Annotated in this window: 12 protein-coding genes; all 12 read left to right on the top strand. The window is 27.9% G+C overall.

From position 1 onward, the window contains the following. Window positions 1-10 precede the first annotated feature (10 nt). Window positions 11-844: an RnfABCDGE type electron transport complex subunit B gene (locus VJI94_RS03930; protein WP_004832820.1), complete on the top strand. Its 834-nt coding sequence runs from the start codon at window positions 11-13 to the stop codon at window positions 842-844. 148 nt (window positions 845-992) lie between these two features. After that, entirely contained in the window at window positions 993-3,053 is a 2,061-nt protein-coding gene (gene fusA, locus VJI94_RS03925; RefSeq protein WP_150263223.1) for an elongation factor G, read from the top strand. Between the two features lie 175 nt (window positions 3,054-3,228). Continuing rightward, window positions 3,229-3,816, top strand: a complete 588-nt coding sequence (locus VJI94_RS03920) for a TetR/AcrR family transcriptional regulator (RefSeq protein WP_248111004.1) — start codon at window positions 3,229-3,231, stop codon at window positions 3,814-3,816. Between the two features lie 424 nt (window positions 3,817-4,240). Next, window positions 4,241-6,415 (top strand): hypothetical protein, encoded by a 2,175-nt coding sequence (locus VJI94_RS03915; protein WP_324008417.1) that lies wholly within the window; start codon window positions 4,241-4,243, stop codon window positions 6,413-6,415. A 112-nt stretch (window positions 6,416-6,527) separates the two neighbouring features. Then, window positions 6,528-7,484 (top strand): RluA family pseudouridine synthase, encoded by a 957-nt coding sequence (locus tag VJI94_RS03910; protein ID WP_324008416.1) that lies wholly within the window; start codon window positions 6,528-6,530, stop codon window positions 7,482-7,484. Between the two features lie 65 nt (window positions 7,485-7,549). Further along, window positions 7,550-7,834 carry a CC/Se motif family (seleno)protein gene (locus VJI94_RS03905; RefSeq protein WP_324008415.1) on the top strand — a complete coding sequence of 95 codons (285 nt, stop codon included), beginning with the start codon at window positions 7,550-7,552 and terminating at the stop codon, window positions 7,832-7,834. A gap of 325 nt (window positions 7,835-8,159) precedes the next feature. Next, window positions 8,160-8,729: a GNAT family N-acetyltransferase gene (locus VJI94_RS03900; protein ID WP_324008414.1), complete on the top strand. Its 570-nt coding sequence runs from the start codon at window positions 8,160-8,162 to the stop codon at window positions 8,727-8,729. 59 nt (window positions 8,730-8,788) lie between these two features. Beyond that, entirely contained in the window at window positions 8,789-9,238 is a 450-nt protein-coding gene (locus VJI94_RS03895) for an ASCH domain-containing protein (protein ID WP_004832828.1), read from the top strand. Between the two features lie 223 nt (window positions 9,239-9,461). After that, complete coding sequence (gene glmS / locus VJI94_RS03890) at window positions 9,462-11,288, top strand: glutamine--fructose-6-phosphate transaminase (isomerizing) (protein WP_324008413.1); 1,827 nt, start codon at window positions 9,462-9,464, stop codon at window positions 11,286-11,288. 46 nt (window positions 11,289-11,334) lie between these two features. Continuing rightward, window positions 11,335-12,141 carry an HAD family hydrolase gene (locus VJI94_RS03885; RefSeq protein ID WP_118059100.1) on the top strand — a complete coding sequence of 269 codons (807 nt, stop codon included), beginning with the start codon at window positions 11,335-11,337 and terminating at the stop codon, window positions 12,139-12,141. Window positions 12,142-12,149: 8 nt separating this feature from the next. Further along, a complete protein-coding gene (locus VJI94_RS03880; protein WP_324008412.1) occupies window positions 12,150-13,340 on the top strand; it encodes a GspE/PulE family protein in 1,191 nt (396 codons plus the stop codon). 1 nt (window position 13,341) lies between these two features. Then, window positions 13,342-14,430: a type II secretion system F family protein gene (locus tag VJI94_RS03875; protein WP_004832832.1), complete on the top strand. Its 1,089-nt coding sequence runs from the start codon at window positions 13,342-13,344 to the stop codon at window positions 14,428-14,430. The last annotated feature ends 8 nt before the right edge of the window (window positions 14,431-14,438 follow it).

Genomic DNA, 14,438 nt, shown 5'->3' with positions numbered 1-14,438 from the left:
AGGTGAGATTATGAGTGATATAATGATACCGGTTTTGTTACTTAGTATTTTAGGTATTTTATTTGCATTGATACTTGGATTTGCATCAAAAGTATTTTTTGTAAAAGTAGATGAAAAAGTTATACAAGTCAGAAATGAATTACCTGGAGCAAACTGTGGTGCTTGTGGATTTCCGGGTTGTGATGGTCTTGCAAAAGCCATTGCAGAAGGAACTGCAGGAATAAATGCTTGTCCTGTTGGTGGAGCTGACTTAGTTGCAAGGCTTGCAAAACTTTTAGGAACGGAAGCTGGCGAAGTTCAAAGAATGGTAGCTTGTGTAATGTGTCAAGGAGATAAAGATTTTGCAAAAGAAAAATACATATATACTGGCATTAGAGATTGTAGAGTAAACAACTCGATGCAGGGAGGAAGTAAGACTTGTGCTTATGGATGTTTAGGCTGTGGTACTTGTCAAGATGTTTGTGGGTTCAATGCAATAGATATGATAAATGGGATTGCAGTTGTAAATAAAGAAAATTGTACAGCTTGTAATAAATGCATAGAAATCTGTCCAAAGAACTTAATTGATTTAGTTCCTTATGAACAAACAGTTATGGTAAAATGTAAGAGCTTTTCAGCCGGAAATGTTGTTAAAAATGCTTGTAAAGTTGGATGTATTGGCTGTAAAATGTGTGCAAGAGTATACCCTGAAGCATTTGTTATCGAAAACAATTTGGCTGTTCTAAATTACAAACATGGTTTAGATGAAGATTTACTTTTACAAGCTGCGGATAAATGTCCTACAAATGCAATTCATCCGGGACTATTAAAGAAAATGGCTGAAAAAGTAAATGAAGTAGCATAGATTAAGGGCGGAATATAACCGCTCTTTTTTATGTGTGGGGATTTGTTTTAATTTTTTATAAAAAAACTTGACTTGAAAACATTTACATATTATAATATCCTTAAGGTATTAATTTATCTATTTTACAATATGTTAGGGGGAATCAAATATGAAATCATATTCGACAGAAAAGATTAGAAATCTTGCATTAGTTGGACACAGTGCCAGTGGTAAGACTTCAGTTTGTGAGGCTTTACTTTATAAAACAGGCAATTTAAAAAGACTTGGCAAGGTTGAGGACGGAAATACCGTAACTGATTTTGATAAAGAAGAAATTTCAAGAGGAGTTTCTATTTCAACTGCAATTGCGCCGGTTGAATGGAGAGACTTTAAAATAAATTTAATTGACACTCCGGGGTATTTTGATTTTAGTGGAGAAGTTTATAGTTCTCTTAGAGCATCAGAAGCGGCTTTGGTTGTTTTGGATGCACAAAACGGTATAGAAGTAGGGGCTGAAAAGGTCTTAAAATATACTGAAAATATTGAATTACCAAGAATTATTTTTGTAAATAAAATGGATAAAGAAAATGTAAACTTCGCAAAAGTGGTTAGTGATTTACACATAGCTTTTGGTAAAAAAGTTATTCCATTTACACTTGCATTAGGCGAAGGCGAAAATTTCAAAGGTATTATTGACGTTTTAAATAAAAAAGCTTATGAATATGATGGATTTGAAAGAAAAGAAGTTGAAATTCCTGAAATAAGAATTGAAGAAGTAAATCATGTTTATGATACAATAGTGGAAGTTGTTGCAGAAACAGATGATGAACTTATGGAAAAGTTTTTTGATGGAGAAGAATTTAGCCATGAAGAATTTATGAAAGGGGTAACAAGTGCGTTGTTGAGTGGTTCAGCTGTTCCTTTAATTTGCGGTTCAGCTACAACAGGAGTCGGAATTGATATGTTGCTTGATATTATTACAGACTATATGCCTGCTCCAAATGACGAAAGAGCAAAAAGAGGTTTTAGAAATGAAGATGATAATATTAGAAAAATTTCTGTAAATGAACCTTTTTCAGCAGTTGTTTTTAAAACTATTGTTGACCCATTTATTGGAAGAATTTCTATTTTTAAAGTTATGAGTGGAAAAATCACTAAAGATACAGAAATTTTTAATTCAACTAAAGATGAGGTAGATAAAGCGGCAGGACTTTTCTTCTTAAGAGGAAAAACTCAAATAGAAACATCTGAGATAGTTGCAGGAGATATTGGCGCCGTTTCAAAACTTACTTTGACTGAAACAGGAGATACAATTTGCGATAAGCAAAACAAAACTCTTTATAAGAAGATTAAGTATCCGAAACCAAATCTTTATTTTGCAATAGAACCTAAATCTAAAAATGACGAGGATAAGATTTCACAAGCTCTTCATAAGTTACATGAAGAAGATCCTAGCTTCGTATCTGAAAGAAATTCAGAAACTAAACAACATTTAATAGGTGGACAAGGAAATGTTCAACTTCAGATAGTTTTGGATAAACTTAAAAATGTTTATGGCGTGGAAACAAATATTGTTCCTTTAAGAATTGCTTATAGAGAAACTATTAAAGGAAAATCGGATGTTCAAGGAAAACATAAAAAACAATCAGGTGGGGCAGGTCAATATGGAGATGTATTTATGAGATTTGAGCCTACGGCAGAAGAGTTTGAATTTGCAGAAGAAGTTTTTGGAGGAGCCGTTCCTAGAAATTATTTCCCTGCTGTTGAAAAAGGTATCAGAGATAGTCTTGAAAAAGGAATTTTAGCGGGATATCCTGTTGTAAATGTTAAGGCAACCCTTTATGATGGTTCATATCACCCTGTAGATTCAAACGAAATGGCATTTAAAATAGCTGCTTCTTTGGCATTTAAAAAAGGAATGGAACAAGCACATCCCGTTTTACTTGAACCTATAATGAAAGTGGAAGTAAAAATACCTGAAAGTTATATGGGAGATGTAATGGGTGACTTAAATAAGAGAAGAGGAAAAGTCTTAGGTATGGAAATGCTTGAAGATGGAACTCAACTTGTTATTGGAGAAGCACCACATTCTGAACTTTTTGAATATGCTATAGATTTAAGGTCAATGACTCAAGCAAGAGGAGACTTTACAATGGAATTTGATAGATATGAAGAAGTTCCTGCAAATATTGCTGAAAAGATTATTGAAGAGTCAAAAACAGAAAAATAGACAATTATAAATTATCCCGCCCTTCCACGACATAAAATATTCAGTAAGGGCGGGATTTTTATTGTGAAACAACAAGGTTCCCGGGAACCCATCCGATGCGAAGCATCGTGGAAGGGAGGGGCTCTTATTTATAAAATTAATATTTTACATAATGGATAAACAAGGGAGAGAGTATATGCGAAATGAAAGATTACCTGCAGAGGAGAGAAAATGGCAGATAAGATATTGTGCGAAAGATGTTTTTCTTCGTAAGGGATTTCATAATACAACTATGGAAGATGTTATTTCAGAGAGTGGTTTGAGCAAAGGTGGAGTTTATAGATATTATAAAAGTACTACTGATATGCTCTATGATTTAATGGAAGATGGTTGTGTATATAGATATAATATAGTAGATAATTTTTTGACAGCTAATAAAAATTTAGATAAATATGATATTGTATCTGAAATGATTGTGGATAAAATTTTAGATGATAATGAACTTTCTAAAGTTTACGCTATGTTCCTTCAAGAAAAGCAATACGATGAAAATTTAGAAAGACTATTCTTGAAATTGAAAGAAGAAACTTTTTCCGATTTAAATAAACTTTATAAAAAATTTGGTTTTTCTTTTGATTTTAATGAATATAATTTTATAACAGATTTTATGAATAGTTTAGTTTTGGGAATAGAAATACTAAGTGCTAAAAATTCATTTTTTGAAAATCGAGCACTTATTAAAAATATTGTTAGAGAATATTTAAAAAATGCAGAAGAAGAGTAGATTGTTCTACTCTTTTTCATTGTAAAACAATAGTATCATCGGATAATGTGCAACACAAAATATTTAAAATAGTATTATTACAATTTTGTAATAAAAAAATTTGAAGAATTTTTGAGTGAGATATTGTAATTTTTACTATAATAAAAATTTAACGAATTTTTTTAATAAATAAACTTTGAATAATCATAATGTATATTTTTATAATATAACGTTTTAAATATATATACTTTATTTTTTTTGCCTGTTTCAGTTTTTTTACTTTCATGTAAGATAAAATTTAAACAATATTAACTATTAATTAAATGTAATATAATAAAATTAAAGATTGCAAAAAATAACTGATATACTTTTATTGGACTATAGTAAGTTATTTTTATAATATCATTTTTATGATAAAATAATAAAAAAATAAAGGAGGATATATATGAATCAAAAAATGTTAAAAAAATTTCTAGTTGGTTTATTAGCATTTAATATTTTTACAACAGGAGCATTTTCGGCGCACGAAAATGATAGTAAAATTACATATGCACAAAAAAAACAAAGTTTTGCCTTTGTTATTTCAGATCAAAGCGGTCCAATTATGACTAAGGATTTTATTTTTGAAGTATTAGATGAAAAAGGTGGAAAAACAGAAGTTAAAAGTATGATGTCCATGTTGAATTTAAAACTTTCAAAAGGCAAATATACTGTTAGGTTAAAAGATGATGAATATACTATGAAAGATGTAAGTTTCATAGTAACGGATGATGGAATTGCTAATTATGATAGTATTGTAAACTTTATGCTTACAAAGAAAAAAGCAGAAGAAAAAGCAAAAGAAATTCCGATTACTATAATGTTAACTACTCAAAAAGGGGAAGTTAAGGGTGTTGTAATGGGTAATTACGAGTTTGAAGTTTTTGATAAAGAATCAGGGAAATTTGTTACATCAGCGACTTCTGATAAATCAATGTTAAATCTAAAACTTCCGGATGGTATTTATACATTAAAGCTTAAGAAAAATAAAGATTACACAATGAAAGATGTTAGATTGGATGTATATGAAGATGATGGCTCTTACACTATTGATGAAAAAGAATCTATGGAGTTGAATTTAGTTAAGATTAAATCTGAAAGTGAAAAGCCAGCTATTCCGGAAATTAAAGGTTCTAAAGAGGTTTTAGTCAGAGTATTATTTAACGGTAAGCCTAAGAGTAATTTTTCTCTTGCATTAATGGAATTTGATCCAATTCCTAATATAGTACAACAAAAATCAACAGATGAAAAAGGTGAAGTTAAGTTCAGCGGTTTTAAGAGCAATGTAAAATATCAAATAAGACTTAGAAGCGCGGATAAAACAATGACTTTTGAAACTGAAGTTTTTGAATTCACTACAAATGAAAAGGGAATGGTTACAAAGATTAATAATAAAGAAGTAAATAGCAAGGAAGATGCTGTTGTAGAATTTAGAGGTTCTAATAAAGATTCTGAAAAATTTAAAACTTTTCCAGTTGAATTTTATGCTAAATATAAAGATGGAACTCCTGCAAAGGGAGTAGAGTTCTCCATAAATAGACTTTCTCCAAGATTATCTTCATATAGAAAAGCAAAATCAGACGAAAATGGAAAAGTTGTTTTCTTGCTTGAAGGAGAAGCTCCAAAAGATGCTTCCTTTGGAAGACTTTATAATATAACAATTTCAAAAATGGAAATGTTTAAACATAAATCAGTTCCTTTTGGAATGGACTTTACAGTTGATGATAAAGGAAATGTTAAAGTTATAAGTGTCGAAAGAGAAATAGGCGATAAAGATACAGACACTTCAAATCCTGATAAATACAATAAGACATTTACACTTGAAAAAGAAGATAAAACACATATTTATAACGAATTTAAAGCTCAATATGAAAAAGCTGTTGAATATTTAAAAAATACTAAATTTGAAAATAGTAAAGAATCAAATAAGGCTAAAAAAGATCTTGAAAATGTAATCTTTGCATCAAAGGCAGAGTTGGAAGAAACTATTCCGGAATATGCATTAAAAAAGACAGATGAATTAAAAAATGCTATGGACAATTTGAAAAAGTTTGAAATAGCGAATGAAAATCCAAGCAAATCTGAAGAAAAAGTAAATAAGATTATAAATTCCAAAGAAAAAGTTACAGTTGAAAGTGAAGGTTTAAATGCTAAATTAAAATTGATTGTGAAAAGATTAGATAAAAACACAGTTGAAACTTTAAAAAATAAAAATGCAGATTTATTTGATATTTTCTTTACTCTTGGAAATGGTACTGAAAAAATGCCTAATCAAAACTATAAGGTAACATTGGAAAAAAGAAAAGGAGAAACTGTTAAACAAGTTTGCTATGTAAATGAAGATGGAAAATTGGAAAAGCTTGAATTTACACAAGATGATAAAAATGTTACTTTTACAACTACTCACTTTTCAAAATATGCAGTAATTTATGAAAATAAAAGTGAAGTAAAAAGAGAAGTTAAAAAAGGCGTTAAGAAAGCGCAAAAAATGCCAAAAACTTCTATTTCTGAAATTAGTCTAGCTGTTCCAACATTGCTTTTTGGAGTGATGATTGTTATAAATAAAAAAAGAAATAAATAGTTAATTTAAAAATCTCAAGGCTAGAGCTTTGAGATTTTTTTATTGACATGAAAAATTTTATGGTTTATAATTTGTTTTAATTGGATTGAAATTTTAAATAAGTGAGATAATTATGAGAGATATTGAAGTTAATATAAATGATTCTGGACAAAGAATCGACAGATTTTTAAAAAAATATTTGAATAATGCAAGTACTTTTATGATTCAAAAATTTTTGAGAACAAAAAAGATAAAAGTTAATAGAAAAAAAGTTGACTCAAGTTATATTTTAGTCTTAAATGATGTAATTAATATTTTTATTTATGAGGAAGAACTTGAAAAACTGATAGTTTCAAAATCAAAAAAATATTCTTATTCAAAAAAGCTTGATATTGTATATGAAGATGAAAATATTATTGTTATGAATAAACCTAAAAATTTATTATCCCATGCATCTTCTAAAGAAGATTATGGAAATAATTTGGTAGATTTTATGATTGGATATTTGCTTGAAAAGGGAGATTATAATCCAAGAGCTGAAAAGACTTTTGTTCCTGCAATAATTAACAGATTGGATAGAAATACTTCAGGTCTTGTTATAGGTGCTAAAAATTCAATGGCTCTTAGAGAGTTAAATAGATTAAAAGAAAATTCAATAGAAAAATATTATAAGACTATTGTAAGTGGGAAGGTTAAGAAAAATTTTGTCATTAATGAAAAACTTGAAAAAGACGAAGAAAAGAATAAATCGACTATTTCTAAAAATGGTAAAGACTCTATAACAGAAATTTATGTAGAAAAAAATAATGATGAATTTAGCCTACTAAAAATAAAACTTATAACCGGAAGAACACATCAGATTAGAAGTCATTTAAGTAGTAAGGGTTTTTATATTATAGGTGATATTAAATATGGAAATGCAAAAGTTAATAAGTTTTTTAGAGATAATTTTAATTTAAGAAGCCAATTTTTACATGCTGAAACAATAATTTTTAAAAATATTGTTGGAGATCTGAGTTATCTTAATAATAAAGAATTTTTTGCACCAATGGATGAAGTTTATAAAAATATAATTAGGAAAATATTTTGATAAAAAGTTATATAACTTTTGTTGTGGGTATATTCTCCATATCAGAACATTATTAGGAGAGTATTATGAAAATTTTAATTGATGAAAGAGCTAAAAATTTTTTGAACAAAAAAAATAATAATATCATTACCATTGATGTTAAAGGTTGTAGTTCTTGAAGTGGCGTTGTTTTAAAACCAATGGCTTCATTAGGTAAACCTTTAAATGCAGATAAGTACACATTGGAAAATGTAGATGGTATAGATGTGTATGTTATGAATGGAATAAATGCAGTTAATGATACTGTTAATGTTTCAACTATGAGTTTTCTTTTTATTGAAAATTTAGTAGTTAATGGAATAATTGTTTAAAAGGCTGTTAATTCAGCCTTTTTTGTTAGGAGTGATTTTTATTAAAGTTGTTATAAATAAAGAAGCGGAGAAACTTTTAAAGGAAAATCAAATAGATATAATTGTTGAGCTTAAAGGTTGGAGCAACTGAAATTGCTCAACTGAATTAAAACCATCGGTTTCGATTGGTATACCAAAAAATACTAATGCTTTTGACTTTTTTAAGGTAGATGAATATAATATTTATGTAAGTAGGAAAATTCCAAAAGATGCATTTGTTGAAATTTCTTCCGGAAATTTTTATGGTTTGGAATATTTAATAGCAATTATAAAATAATTGTTATGTATGATAGATTTTAAATATAGGGATGATAATATGGCTAAAGGTTTTAAATTGATTATTCCTACAATGGAATACGAAAACGAAATACAAAATTTTAGACAGGAATTTTTAACAAATGGTGGGGATATGGATGGGTGCTTATCTTTAAGGAGAATGGAAAATATTTCTGACTGGATAAAACAAGTTGAAGATTTTTCATCAGAAAAAACATGTCCAAAAGAATATGCCCCACAAACCCAATTTATTTTTATCAGAGAATTGGATAAAAAAATTATAGGTGTTATTCAAATAAGGCATTATCTAAATGAATTTTTTGAAAAATATGGTGGACATATTGGATATTCAGTATGTCATTCTGAAAGAAAAAAAGGTTATGCAACCTTAATGCTAAAAGAAATTTTACCTGTATGTAAAAAAATGGGATTTGAAAAAATATTAATCACTTGTTTAAAGGAAAATGAAGCTAGTAAGAGAGTAATCATAAACAATGGAGGAATTTATGAATCTACTGTTTACGAGCCTAAAGATAAAGTTTATTTAGAAAGATATTGGATAAATTTGTCTGATAAGTAAATTAAGATATAATATTAAAATTAGTTGTAAATAAGTGACATTTTTTAGGAGCTAAAGGTATGTCTGATAAAATTAAAAAATATTGGGAACAATTTTGTGATGAAAAGAATATTTCTAAGGATACAAAATATGAAGCATGGAGTTTCGGAAACACAAAAGAAATGGCTGATGAGTTGGCTGATTTAGTAAATAGGGGAATTAAAACTGCCACAACTGGAGCTTATGAGCTATATGAAGAAGATGAAGATATTCCAAAGGTTGGTGAATACAATATTATTTTAGATGGTTCAGGAGAACCGAAATGTATTACGATAACAAGAGTAGTCGAGATTTTAGCTTATAATTTAATATCATCTAATCATGCTTGGCTTGAGGGTGAGGGTGATAGAAGTTATGAGTATTGGAAAAAAGTTCACGATGAATATTTTACTGAAGAATTTAAAGAATGCAATAAAGAGTTTTATGAACAAGCTCCTATGGTATGTGAAGTATTTGAAAAAGTGTATTAAATAGTAAAATATAGAATAAATTTTAAGACAGTAAATCATATCATAATTTGCTGTTTTTTTTATTTATATTTTTGTTGAAATTCAATTATCAAAATATTTTACCATTAAAATAGTAGGTTAGCAAATTTATCAATCTAAGTTAGTTTACGACTTGAAAAAAATCGCAAAATATGATAATATATGTGAAAAAGTAGCAGTAAAATTATTGTTAGGAGGAAATTTTATGTGCGGTATTGTTGGATATATTGGCAGTTCAAATGCCATTGATATAATTTTAAATGGACTAGAAACTTTAGAATATAGAGGATATGATTCATCAGGAATTGCATTTTTAGATAATAATAAGATAGATGTTGTTAAAATTGTTGGAAGAATTAGTAATTTAAGAGAAAAATTAGAAAGTGAATATAAAAATAAAATTTCAAATATTGGAGTAGGTCATACAAGATGGGCTACACATGGAGTTCCTTCAAATGAAAATTCACATCCACATTTGAGTATGAATTCAAAGTTTGCAGTTGTTCATAATGGAATAATTGAAAATTATTTACTTTTGAAAGAAGAACTTTTAAAGAAGAATTTTGTTTTTAAATCTGAAACTGATACTGAAGTTATTCCACAATTATTGGAAGATTTAGATGATGGAGATTTCTTAAGCACTGTTTTCAAGATGAGAGATAAGGTTAAGGGAAGTTATGCCTTTGGTATTTTAAGACAGGATACTAATGAACTTATCGGAACAAGAAAAGAAAGTCCATTGATTGTGGGCGTTGGAGATAACGAATTTTATATTGCTTCAGATGTTATTGCAGTTTTAAAATATACAAGAGATGTTATTTATCTTGAAAATGGAGATTTAATTCATTTTAAAGATGGAAAATATACTATTTATGATGAAAAAAATAATGTTGTAAAAAGAGAAATTAAACATATTGATTGGTCCGTTGAATCAGCTACTAAGGACGGATATGATCATTTTATGTTAAAAGAAATTTATGAACAACCAAAAGTAATTGAAGAAACTTTCCGCAGAAGATTAAATGAAAATGATAAATTAATCTTAGATGGAATGGAAAATCTATTAGAAGGAGATTTGAAAAAGTTCAATAAATGTTATGTTGTTGCCTGTGGTACAGCATACTATTCAGGTCTTGTAAGTAGAGAAATTTTAGAAAAGGCTTTGAGATTTCCCGTAATTGTTGATGTTGCTTCCGAATTTAGGTATTCAGACAGAATGATTGATGATAAAACTTTAGTTATAATAATCAGTCAATCCGGAGAAACTGCTGATACTTTAGCTGCTCTTAGAGAAGCTAAAGCAAAAGGAGCAACTATCTTGAGTGTTACAAATGTTGTAGGTTCTTCAATAGCTAGAGAATCTGACAATGTATTCTATACTTGGGCAGGTCCGGAAATTGCTGTTGCAAGTACTAAAGGATATACAACACAAGTTACAGCTCTTTATATGATTGCTTTGAAATTTGCTGAAATTTTAGGAACAATTTCTTCCGATGAATATAAGAATATAATTAATCATCTAAAGGAATTGCCTAGTAAGATAGAATTATTATTAAAAGATACAGAAATTTACAAAAAAATTGCATTGGAATTAAAGGATAAGACTACTTGTTTCTATTTAGGAAGAGGTCTTGACTACTATACTGCTATGGAAAGTGCATTGAAATTAAAAGAAATTTCATATATTTACACTGAAAGCTTTGCAGCCGGAGAGTTAAAGCATGGGACTATTGCATTGATTGAGGACGGTACACCTGTTTTTGTAATTGCTACTCAAGAAAGATTGTATGAAAAAGTTATTTCAAATGTAAAAGAAGTAAAAGCCAGAGGAGCAAGAGTTTTTGAGATAACTCAATTAGATAATAATCTTGATGTTTCTGATGAAAGAATATTAATTCCAGGTACTATAGAAATTTTAATGCCTATAATTTCGATTGTTGCAAGTCAACTTATCGCTTACTATGCATCATTAGCAAAGGGAAATGATGTTGACAAGCCAAGAAATTTAGCAAAATCTGTTACGGTTGAATAGATTTAAAGGGACTGGGAAGTCCCTTTTTTATATAAAGGAGAAAATTATGTATAAGTTAATAGCGCTTGATATGGATGGCACTACTTTTAACGAAAATCACGAAATATCTGATGAAGTTAAAGACAGCTTATTTTATGCGATGAACAAAGGTGTTAAAATCGCTTTTATTTCAGGTAGAGAAGAGTTTACAGTTAAAGAAATTTTAAAAAGTTTAAGTTTAGATACTTACTATGGGGCTTTAAATGGTAGTTTGATTTCTACAACTTATAGTGAGGTTCCAAAATTCGTAAAGAGTTTAGAAAAAAAGTATATTTTTGATGTTTTAGATATTATTGAAAATAACGGTTTTTCACCTATTATTTTCTTGAAGGATTTTATTTTTACCAAAGATTCAAATGATGAATATGTTGAAATTATTTCTAAATTTATAAATCCTGAAATAGCTAGAGTTAAAGATGTAAAACAATATATTAAAGATAATAAATTGGAAGAAAAAGTTTTGAAAATAGGAATTTGTCAAGAATATGATGTATTAAAAGAATTGGACGATAAATTTACCAATACCATAAAGAATGAATACACTATTTCTTTTTCTCTTCCATTTTTTCTTGAGTTAATGGCAAAAGATACGGATAAGGGCTCTTGTTTAAGAGAAATATGCAGGCTTAACAATATTGATATATCTGAAACTATTGCAATGGGTGATGGAGAAAATGATATACCGATGCTCAATATTTGTGGACTTTCTGTTGCAATGGGAAATGCAATGGAAAATGTTAAGAAGAATGTGGATTATATAACTGATACTAATAAAAATGACGGGGTTGCAAAAGCCATAAGAAAATTTGTTTAGAGGAAATTATGGAAAAGAATTTTGTTGAAAAAACCGAAAATGTGGAAAGTTTTGTAAATGAAGTAATTTTAAATGCAATTAAAAATAATGCTTCAGATATACATTTTGAACCTAGAGAAGATAATTTTTATATAAGATATAGAATAGATGGAGAGCTAATTGACATTTATCAAATAAATAGTTTAAATGCCCCAATTATTATTTCTCGTATAAAGATTATTTCAAAAATGGATATTACAATTAAGAGAATGCCACAAGATGGAAGACTGGATTTTGATTATAATGGGAATTTAGTTGACATTAGAGTTGCATCAGTTCCTGTAATTTTGGGCGAAAAAATTGTAATGAGAATTTTAAATGCTGGAAATTTTAAAATTGACATAGAAAATCTAGGATTATATGACGAAGAAAGGCAATTAATTGAAAATATAATAAAAAGTCCAAATGGAGTTCTAATTATAAGTGGTCCTACGGGAAGTGGAAAGTCATCTACATTGTATTCATTTGTAAAAAAATTACAAAATGAAAATATCAACATAATTACTTTGGAAGATCCTGTTGAAGTTAGAATTAGTGGAATAAATCAAATAAATATAAATTCAGCTTTGGGACTTGACTTTGCGACTGGTCTTAGAGCGATGTTAAGACAAGATTTTGAAGTCGGATTAGTTGGAGAGATGAGAGATAGAGAAACTGCAAATATTGCTCTAAGAGCAGGAATAACAGGACACCTTATCTTTACGACTTTGCATACTGCAGACACGGTTTCAGCAATAATAAGACTTTTGAATTTAGGAATAGAAAATTATGTTATTTCTTCAGGTGTAATAGCAATTTTATCTCAAAGACTTGTTAGAAAACTTTGCCCAAAATGTAAAATTAAAAGAGATTTAACAAATTTTGAAAAAGAGATTTTTAAGAAAAATAATCTTGAAACACCTGAATATATCTATGAAAAATGTAGTTGTGAACATTGTAATAGAGGATATATTGGTAGAACTTTAATTTTGGAATCTTTAATTTTAGATGATGAAATAAAAGAAATAATAAATGGAAATTGTAATAGTGTAAGACTTTATGAATATTTTAAGAAAAATGGAAATGAAAGTTTATATAAAAACGGATTAAGAAAAATTGCAGATGGAATAACGAGTTTTGAGGAAGTAAATAAAATTTTATTTTCATTAGGAGAATTTTAAAATGAGCTTTAAAGAAAAAGTTTTTAATATTTTAAATATGGAAATTGGAAATAAACACAATTTATTAGATTTAAGTATTTCTTTAAAAGAGGCAGGGCTTCTTTTAAAATCAAATATTAATACTGCAGAAACTATAAACTTGCTTTCAAAAACTTCGCCAAATAAAAATTTAAAGAAAATTTTTTCAGAAGTTTATGAAAATTTATTGCAGGGACATGATTTATATAACTCCTTTTTAAAAGTCAATAAATTTGACAATTTATTTTTATCTTTGATAAAATCAGGGGAAAGTTCGGAAAGACTATCTGAAGTTTTTCTATATCTATCTTTGTACTATGAAAAAAAGTATAAACTTAAACAAAAACTTATAAGTTTATTAACTTATCCCTTTATTTTATTGTCGGTTACAGTTATAGTTTTAATTTTTCTTTTGAATAATGTTATTCCAACATTTTTGGATATTTTTGAAGATAGCAATATTGAATTACCTGCTATTACAAAGTTTTTAGTTAAAAGCATTGATTTTGTTAAATATAATTATCTTTATATTATTTTAGGAATCTTGGTTTTTATCCTATTTCTAAAACTAATTTTAAAAAAATATAAAGTTAGAAGATTTTTTGGAAAATTGCTATTTAAAATTCCATATATAAAATCGCATTATCAAAACTATATAACTTCTGTAATTGCAAAAAATTTTACTATCTTGCTTAATGGAAATATAAATATAGTTGATAGCTTGGAGATAATAAAAAATTCTACTAGAAATGTATTTATACAAGAACATTTGGAAAAGGCGATTTTAGAAATAAAAAACGGTAATTTAATTTCAACATCTTTAAATGACGAATTGATTTTTAATCTCGCATTTATAAACATGCTTGCAATAGGAGAAAGTAGTGAAAATTTAGTTGAAATACTAGAGAGTGCAACGGAATACTATGATTCAAAAATAAATTATTCAGTTGATAAAATTTTACAGTATTTACAACCTTTAATTATAGTTTTAATCTCTCTATTTGTAGCATTCATTGTATTTGCAATAGCAATACCAATTTTTGATTTATCTAATGGAATAAGTATAGAGTAATTATTTTG

Origin of the sequence: Parvimonas sp. D9 (assembly GCF_035282565.1) — a bacterium.
Lineage (GTDB): Bacteria > Bacillota > Clostridia > Tissierellales > Peptoniphilaceae > Parvimonas > Parvimonas micra.
This window is presented reverse-complemented; position numbering and strand designations above follow the sequence as displayed.